Annotated in this window: 5 protein-coding genes and 1 pseudogene; all 6 read right to left on the reverse strand. The window is 67.6% G+C overall.

Annotation, left to right across the window (positions count from 1 at the left end; genetic code table 11):
* Positions 1-95 precede the first annotated feature (95 nt).
* Complete coding sequence (locus I6F24_RS35135) at positions 96-1298, reverse strand: M48 family metallopeptidase (protein ID WP_225150202.1); 1203 nt, start codon at positions 1296-1298, stop codon at positions 96-98.
* 32 nt (positions 1299-1330) lie between these two features.
* Positions 1331-1891, reverse strand: coding sequence for a LemA family protein (locus tag I6F24_RS35140; protein ID WP_036006288.1), 561 nt, complete (start codon positions 1889-1891; stop codon positions 1331-1333).
* 138 nt (positions 1892-2029) lie between these two features.
* Positions 2030-3007: a small ribosomal subunit Rsm22 family protein gene (locus tag I6F24_RS35145; protein WP_225150204.1), complete on the reverse strand. Its 978-nt coding sequence runs from the start codon at positions 3005-3007 to the stop codon at positions 2030-2032.
* A 123-nt stretch (positions 3008-3130) separates the two neighbouring features.
* Positions 3131-6595 (reverse strand): chromosome segregation protein SMC, encoded by a 3465-nt coding sequence (gene smc, locus I6F24_RS35150; RefSeq protein ID WP_225150215.1) that lies wholly within the window; start codon positions 6593-6595, stop codon positions 3131-3133.
* A 217-nt stretch (positions 6596-6812) separates the two neighbouring features.
* Positions 6813-7484: a DsbA family protein gene (locus tag I6F24_RS35155; RefSeq protein ID WP_036006292.1), complete on the reverse strand. Its 672-nt coding sequence runs from the start codon at positions 7482-7484 to the stop codon at positions 6813-6815.
* Between the two features lie 140 nt (positions 7485-7624).
* Positions 7625-7737 (reverse strand): annotated as a pseudogene (locus tag I6F24_RS35160) (DUF721 domain-containing protein); the annotation flags it as partial.

Consider the following 7737-nt stretch of genomic DNA (forward strand, 5'->3'; position numbering starts at 1 on the left):
GGGAGAATTCAATTCCTCGCGCTCCACTTACGGCAATTCCCGAGGATTTTCCCGATTGCCGGGAAACCCGGCGCATGAAGCGGCAAATCACGCCGTCAGTGACGGCCCCACGGTCCCATCGGATTGGCTGCCGGGGCTCCAGAGGGACTGGGCGCGGGAACGGGCGGCGGGCTGGCGGGACCGGCCGCATCGCTCCACGGCCCCTGCGAGAGCGGCGGCGGCCCGTCCTGCGCCTCGGCATGTTCGGTCTCGAGTTGTTCCGTCTCTTCGGCGGGGTCCGGCAGCGGTCCCGGATCGCGCCCGCCGGCGAACTTGACCAGCGCGTCGACCCGGGACTGCACGGAAGGGTGGGTCGCGAACAGGTCGGCAAAGCCCTCGCGCGGATTGTCGACGCAGAGCTCCATCACCGCCGAGGTCGCGCCCGGCAGCTCGCCGCGGCCCTCGATCTTGCGCAGCGCCGAGATCATCGCGTCGGGGTCTTTCGTCAGCTCGACCGAACCGGCATCGGCGAGATATTCGCGCGACCGCGACAGCGCGAGCTTGACCACCTGCGACAGCAGCCAGGCCAGCACGATCAGCACGATGGCGATGATGATGACGATGATCGCACCGCCCCCGGAGCTCTTGCTGTCGCTCGAGGACGACCGCGACGACGAGGAGGAGCCCGAGGACGAGGAGCCGCCCGAGCTCCAGTTCAGATTCGTGAACAGGCGGAAGAACAATTCGCCGAAGAAGCCGACCACGCCGGCGATGATGACGGCGACCACCATGAGTTGCACATCGCCGTTCTTGATGTGGGTCAGCTCGTGGCCGAGCACCGCCTCGATCTCCTTGTCGTTGAGCGCATCGAGGAGACCCGTGGTGACCGTGATGGAATATTGCCGCGGATTGAGGCCGGTCGCGAACGCGTTTAGCGCCGGGCTCTCCATGATCTTCAGCTTCGGCATGGTGAGGCCGCGCGAGATGCAGAGGTTCTCGAGCAGATTGTAGAGCCGCGGCTGTTCCTGCCGGGTGACGCTGTGGCCGCCGGTCACGGCATCGATCATCGACTGGTGAAAGAAATAGGCGATCACGATCCAGACCGCCGCCACGACCGTTGCAATCGGCGCGGCCTTGAGCAGGTCCGAGAAGGCGTGTCTCAGATAGTACGCGGCGGTCTCACTGTCGTCGATGAACACCTCGGCCACCAGCGCGCCGGCATAGACCAGCACATAGACCAGCGCGAACAGGCCGGCGAGCAGCAGCATCGAACGAAGCTTGTTCGAGGCGATGTGCGTGTAGAGACCATACGCGGCCATGACGCGATGCCCTGCCGGCCTATCGGCTCAAATCAGAACTTCACCTGCGGCACGGTCTCGACCTCGGTGCGGCTGGCGCCGAGATCGAAGAAGTCCTTTTTGGTGAAGCCGAACATGCCCGCGAACAGAGCTGCGGGCAGCTGCTGGATGCCGGTATTGTATTCCTGCACCGCGTTGTTGAAGAAGCGGCGGCTCGCCGCGATCTTGTTTTCGAGGTCGGAGAGCTCGGACGCGAGCTGCTGGAAATTGGCGTTGGCCTTGAGGTCGGGATAGGCCTCCGACAGCGCGATCAGCCGGCCGAGCGCGCCGGAGAGCTGGTTCTCGGCTGCGGACACCTGCGCCGGGCCCTGTGCCGACATCGCCGAATTGCGCGCCTTGATGACGTCGTCGAGCGTGCCGCGCTCGTGCGAGGCGTAGCCCTTCACCGTCTCGACCAGGTTCGGGATCAGGTCGTGACGCTGCTTGAGCTGCACGTCGATGTCGGCAAAGGCCTGGCCGACACGCTGGCTCAGCGCCACCAGGCGGTTGTAGGCGCTGAAAGCGATCAGCGCGAGGACGACGATGACGCCGAGAACGATCCAGCCGGTCGACATGGAGAACTCCTGAAGAGGGAAGAAGGCGGGCGCTAGGGTAGACGAAATTAACGCAGGATGAGAGCCCGGCGCGGAGGGAAGGTAAGACTTGGTCGGATCAGGAACGGCCCGAGTTCAAGGTAGGCACGGCCAGCGAAATTAACTTTCGGACATGACGGCATCGCCCCAGCGCCAGCGCCGGGCCTCGGCATAGGCCGCCTTGTCCCGCCGCGGGACGTTTGCCGGCGCAACCCCAGCCTCCGTGCAAAGCTTGGCCGCGATCTCGGCCTTGCCGATGTCCGGCGGTGCCAGCACGCGCGCGGCGCGGCTCGCGGGCGGGGTGCGGGTCAGGGCGACGTAGATGAAGCGCTCGTCCTCGAACGGCACCTCGGCGCCCTTGATCTGCCGGTGCGCCTGCGAGCGCGGCAGGCGCTGGCTGAAATGGCACCAGTCGGGCGCGATGAGCGGGCACGGCCTTTCGTGCGGGCAGGGCGCGGTGACGAAGGCGCCAGCTGCGATCAGCTGCTGGCGCAGGGCGAGGATGCGGGCATAGCCGGCGGGCGTGCCGGGCTCGATCACCACCAGCGCGTGGCGCGCCTTGGCCCACATCGCCTCGGTCAGCTTGCGCTGATCGGCCTCGCTGAGCTCGCCGATGATGTAGCTGGCGATGACGAGATCGGCCTGTGAGACCTCGGCGAGGTTGCCGCCGGCATCGCCGGGCAGATAACGGCACTCCGCCAATCGCGAGCTGCCGTGTGCCAGTTCGAGCGCGAGCCGGCTCAGCGTGGCGTTGGCATCGAGCAGGGTAAAATCCTGTAGCGACGGAAAGGCTTCCGCGGCGGCCCAGCTGGCGGTGCCCGGACCGGCGCCGACGTCGAGCAATGTTTCGGGGGCGAGATCAGGCGCGATCTCGGTGAGCGCATTGAGGCTGGCCGCCACCGCCGCGTAGGTCGCGGGCATGCGCGCCAGCGCATAAGCGAGCGCATCTGCGTCCGACTTGATCGTGCCGGAGGTGCCGCCGGCGCGATACGTAGTCGAGATCCTCTGCGAGCGCCGGGCCGCGTCGCTGCGAGACAAGCCCTGTAGCTTGCCGTCGAGGGCGGCTTTCAGTTCGGCGGGAAGGGTGGGGGAGATCATCAGCAACCCCACGTCATTCCGGGCTCGCGAAGCGAGAACCCGGAATCCATTTATCTGCAGCGTCGGTCGCACCATGGATTCCGGGTTCGATGCTGCGCATCGCCCCGGAATGACGGTCCAAGATCACGCCACGTTCTGGTCGAGAATGTCCACGGCCTCGGCGAGGCTCACCGACACCAGCTGCGACACGCCGCGCTCGGCCATGGTGACGCCGAACAGGCGGTTCATCCGCGCCATCGTGATCGGGTTGTGCGTGATGATGATGAAGCGCGTGTCGGTCGAGCCGGTCATCTCGTGCAGGAGGTTGCAGTACCGTTCGACGTTGTGGTCGTCGAGCGGCGCGTCGACTTCGTCCAGCACGCAGATCGGCGAGGGGTTGGTCAGGAACACCGCGAAGATCAGCGCCATCGCGGTCAGCGCCTGCTCGCCTCCCGAGAGCAGCGAGAGCGTCTGCGGCTTCTTGCCCGGCGGCTTGGCGATGATTTCGAGGCCGGCTTCCAGGGGGTCGTCGCTCTCGATCAGGTGCAGCGCGGCTTCGCCGCCGCCGAACAGCTCGACGAACAGGCGCTTGAAGTGCTCGTTGACGACGTCGAACGAGGTCAGCAGCCGCTCGCGGGCTTCCTTGTTGAGGCTCTGGATGCCCTGGCGCAGCCGCTTGATGGCCTCGACCAGGTCATCGCGCTCGGTGACGAGGCCGGTGTGCTGGGTCTCGACCTCGCGCAGCTCTTCCTCGGCGCGCAGATTGACGGCGCCGAGGCGCTCGCGGTCCCGGCGCATCTTCTCGAGGTCCTCCTCGATCTCGTGCAGCGGCGGCAGTTCGGCGCCGGGCTCGAGCTCGGCAAGGCCGGCGACGGCCTGCGGCTCGACCTCGAGCATGTCGCGGATCTCGCGCTCGATGTCCTCGAGCCGGCGGCGGGCGCCTTCCATGCGCTCCTCGGCGCGGGCGGTGGCCTCGCGGGCGCTGGAGAGCGCCTCGAGCGTCAGCTTAGCGACGCGGTCGGTCTCGGCCATCGCGGTTTCCGCGGTGGCGAGCGCGTCGGCGGCCATGCGGCGGTCGTTCTCGGCGTATTCGATCTCGGTGATCAGCGCGCTGCGCTTTTCGGCGAACACGGCCGGGGCGTTTTCGAGCTCGCTGCGCTCGATCGTGAGCTCGGCGATGCGGGCCTGGATGGTGTCGATGTGGGAGGCCGCGCTCTCCTTGCGGTTCTGCCACTCGGTGCGTTCGGCGAGGATCGCCTGCACGCGGCGATCGGCGAGCTCGGCTTCGCGTGCCAGCGCCTGCGCCTCGGCGCGGACCTGGGCGGCCATGCGGCGGCGGCCTTCGATGTCGCTGCGGACGGCGGCGAGCTGGGTTTCGGTGTCCTCGCTTGACGGCAGCTCGCCGATGCCGGCCTGGGCGTATTCGTAGGCGGCCTCGGCTTCGGCGCGATCGGCGGCGAGCCGGCTGTGCGCCTCCGACAGCGTCGCCTTGCGCGCGGCATGGCGGCTGATCTCGCGCTCGGCATTGGCGTGGCGCTCGCGCGCGACGTTGAGCTCGCGCTGGGCGCCGCGCCAGGCTTCGCGGCTGGCGCCTTCGGTGCTGGCCGCCATCTGCAGCTCGGACTCGGCATTCTCCAGCGCCTGGCGCTTGATCTGCGCGTCGATGCGGGCCTGCTCCAGCTCGTTCTCGATGTCGACGAGGCGGGCGCGCTCGGCCAGGCGCCGCGCGGCGCCGGTCGGTGCGTGCGCCGCGGCGACGAAGCCGTCCCAGCGCCAGACGTCGCCCTCGGGCGAGACCAGCCGCTGGCCGGTCTTGAGCTGCGAGACCAGCTCGGCGCCGCGCTCGCGCGGCACCACGCCGATCTGGGCGAGACGGCGGGCCAACTCGGCCGGCGCCTGCACATGGTTGGAGAGCGGCACGGCGCCTTCGGGCAGCTCGGGATCGCCCTCGGTGTGTCCGACATTGGTCCAGCGCATCGGCGCCGACGGATCGATCGGAGCGTCAAGATCGTCGCCGAGTGCCGCGCCGATCGCCTTTTCAAAGCCCTTGTCGACGGTGATGCCGTCGATGATCGGCGGCCACAAATTCTTGGTCTCGCCGTTGACGATCTTGGAGATCGTGCGCGCCTCGGTCTCGAGCCGCTGCACGCGCTTGTCGGCCTCGACCAGCGGCGAGCGTGAGGATTCCAGCGTCTGGCGTGCCGCGACATGCGCAGCTTCGCTGGCCTGCGCCGCAGCTTCGGAGGCCGCCAGCGTCTCTTCCGCCGTCTCGACCAGCGCGGTCAGCTCGTCGAGATCGCCGAAGCCGCCGGTTGCTTCGGTGAGCTTCTGCTCTTCCGCCGTGACGTTCGCGATCTCCTGATCGAGCCGGGCGAGCTTGTCGCGATGGGTGCGGACGTTGGCCTCGAGCTGGTTGCGCTTCGCGGTGAGGTCGGCGAGCGCGGTTGTGAGCTCGGCGAAGCGCTGCTCGGTTTCGGTCAGTACCGCCTCGGCCTCGGCGACGCGCTCGTCGACGCCGGAGCGCTTCTCGACGCGCGACTTGATCTCTTCCTTCAGCTCGGCATCTTCGGCGTCGAGCCGCTGCAGCGCGACGTCGGCGTCCATGGTCTGCTGCTGGGCGCGGGAGATGTCGCCCTCGAACTGGGCGAGGCGGCGCTCGAGCTCGGCGACGCGCTCCTTGGCGCGCTCTTCCTCACGGTCGAGCTGCTCGCGGGCATTGGTCAGGCGCTGCAGGCCGGCCGCGGCGCGCGCTTCGGCATCGCGCAGCGCCGGCATCTCGGCGGCGCGGATCGCCTGGATGCGGGCGGCTTCGGCCTGGTGCTGGGTGCGCTCGGCCATCTCGCGCACGGCGAGATCGTGGGTCTGGCCGGATTCGTTGACGTCGGCATGGGCACCGACCCAGCGCAGGTGGAACAGCGTGGCTTCGGCCTTGCGGACCTTGGCGGCGACCTCGCGATAGCGCACGGCCTGGCGAGCCTGCTTCTTCAGGCCTTCCATCTGGCCGGAGAGCTGGCCGATCACATCCTCGACGCGGGTGAGGTTGGTTTCGGCCGCCTTCAGCCGCAGCTCGGCCTCGTGACGGCGGGCGTGCAGGCCGGCGACGCCGGCGGCGTCTTCCAGCACGCGGCGGCGCTGCTCGGGCTTGGCCTGGATGATCTCGCCGATCTTGCCCTGGTGGACGAGGGCGGGCGAACGCGCACCGGTGGCGGCGTCCGCGAACAGGATCTGCACGTCGCGGGCCCGCACGTCGCGGCCGTTGATGCGGTAGACCGAGCCCGCCTCGCGCTCGATGCGGCGGGAGATTTCCAGGATCTGGCTGTCGTTCATCGCCGCCGGCGCGGTGCGATCGGCATTGTCGATCGTCATCGTCACTTCGGCATGGTTGCGCGCCGGACGGTTGCCGGAGCCGGCGAAGATCACCGCATCCATGTCGGCCGCGCGCAGCGACTTGTAGGAGGTCTCGCCCATCGCCCAGCGCAGCGCCTCGACGAGATTCGACTTGCCGCAGCCGTTGGGGCCGACAACGCCGGTCAGGCCGGGCTCGATGACGAAGTCCGTGGGCTCAACGAAGGACTTGAAACCGTGAAGGCGCAGGCGGGTGATTTTCATAAGCACGCATCTCTGTTGGCAGGCGCGAATCCCCCTGCCGGGACAATACCATGGAAGGCAATGTCGCTGTCTGGGTGAGTCGCGCGAGGCGCCTCATGCGGCTGGACAATGGCCGCGGTGCGCCGCGAGGGCAACCGGCGAAAGCCGCTTTTCCCAAGGGATTTATGCCGGGAAAGATACGGCTTTCGAGATGCGAATCAGGATCTTGACGCGCGAATCAGCTCTTCAGCAGCGGGTTGATCTTCTTGGCGAACTCCTCGAACGAGGTGTCGCCCTTGATCTTCTCGCCGTTGATGAAGAAGGTCGGCGTCGAATCCACCTTGAGCACGTCGCTGGCATATTTCTGGTCGGCGGCAATCTTGTCGAGCAGCGCCTGGTCCTTCAGGCAGGCCTCGACCTGCTGCTGGGTGAGGCCGGCCTGCTTGCCGATCCGCGTCAGGGTCTCGGTGGTGTTCTTCATCACCCAGTCATTCTGCTGGCGGAACAGCATGTCGGTGACCGCGAAGTATTTCGGCGCATCGTCCTTGGCGATGCAGCGCGACAGCATCGAGCCGGCGGCGGCTTTGATGTCGAGCGGGAACTCGCGGAAGATGTAACGCACCTTGCCGGTGTCGATGTATTCCGTCTTGATCTTCGGGAACACCTGCTCGTTGAAGGCGGCGCAGTGCGGGCACGTCATCGAGGCGTATTCGGTGATGGTGACGGCGGCATCCTTCGGGCCGAGCGCCATGTCGGGCAGCGACACCGGCTTGGCGACGTCGGCGGCCGACTGCGCCATTGCTTCAGGGATCATGGCGTCCGAGATGAACCGCAGCGGCGAGAGCCCGGCGAACGCGGCAAGCCCGGTCAGCGACAGCATCGTGGTGAAGGCGCGGCGGGTGATGATCAAGGTCGGCTCCCGGGATTGGCAAGGTTCGCCCGAAGGACGGGTCAAGGTTTCCTGCTCGGACGGCCTGTCGCTAGCTTGAAACGTCGTTTGAGGCAATGGCGGGCGCTACGGACAGGTCCAGTTTGGCCGCGGAATGAGGCTCAATTTCGCTTGATGGCGGCCCCGAGGCGCGCCAGCGCGGTCTTCAGTTCTTCATCTTCGATCTCGGTCAGGTTCTCCGCCACCTTGGCGACGGCCTTGGGGTCGGGTGGGC

It is taken from the genome of Bradyrhizobium sp. BRP23, from assembly GCF_020194135.1.
Taxonomy (GTDB): Bacteria; Pseudomonadota; Alphaproteobacteria; order Rhizobiales; family Xanthobacteraceae; genus Bradyrhizobium; species Bradyrhizobium yuanmingense.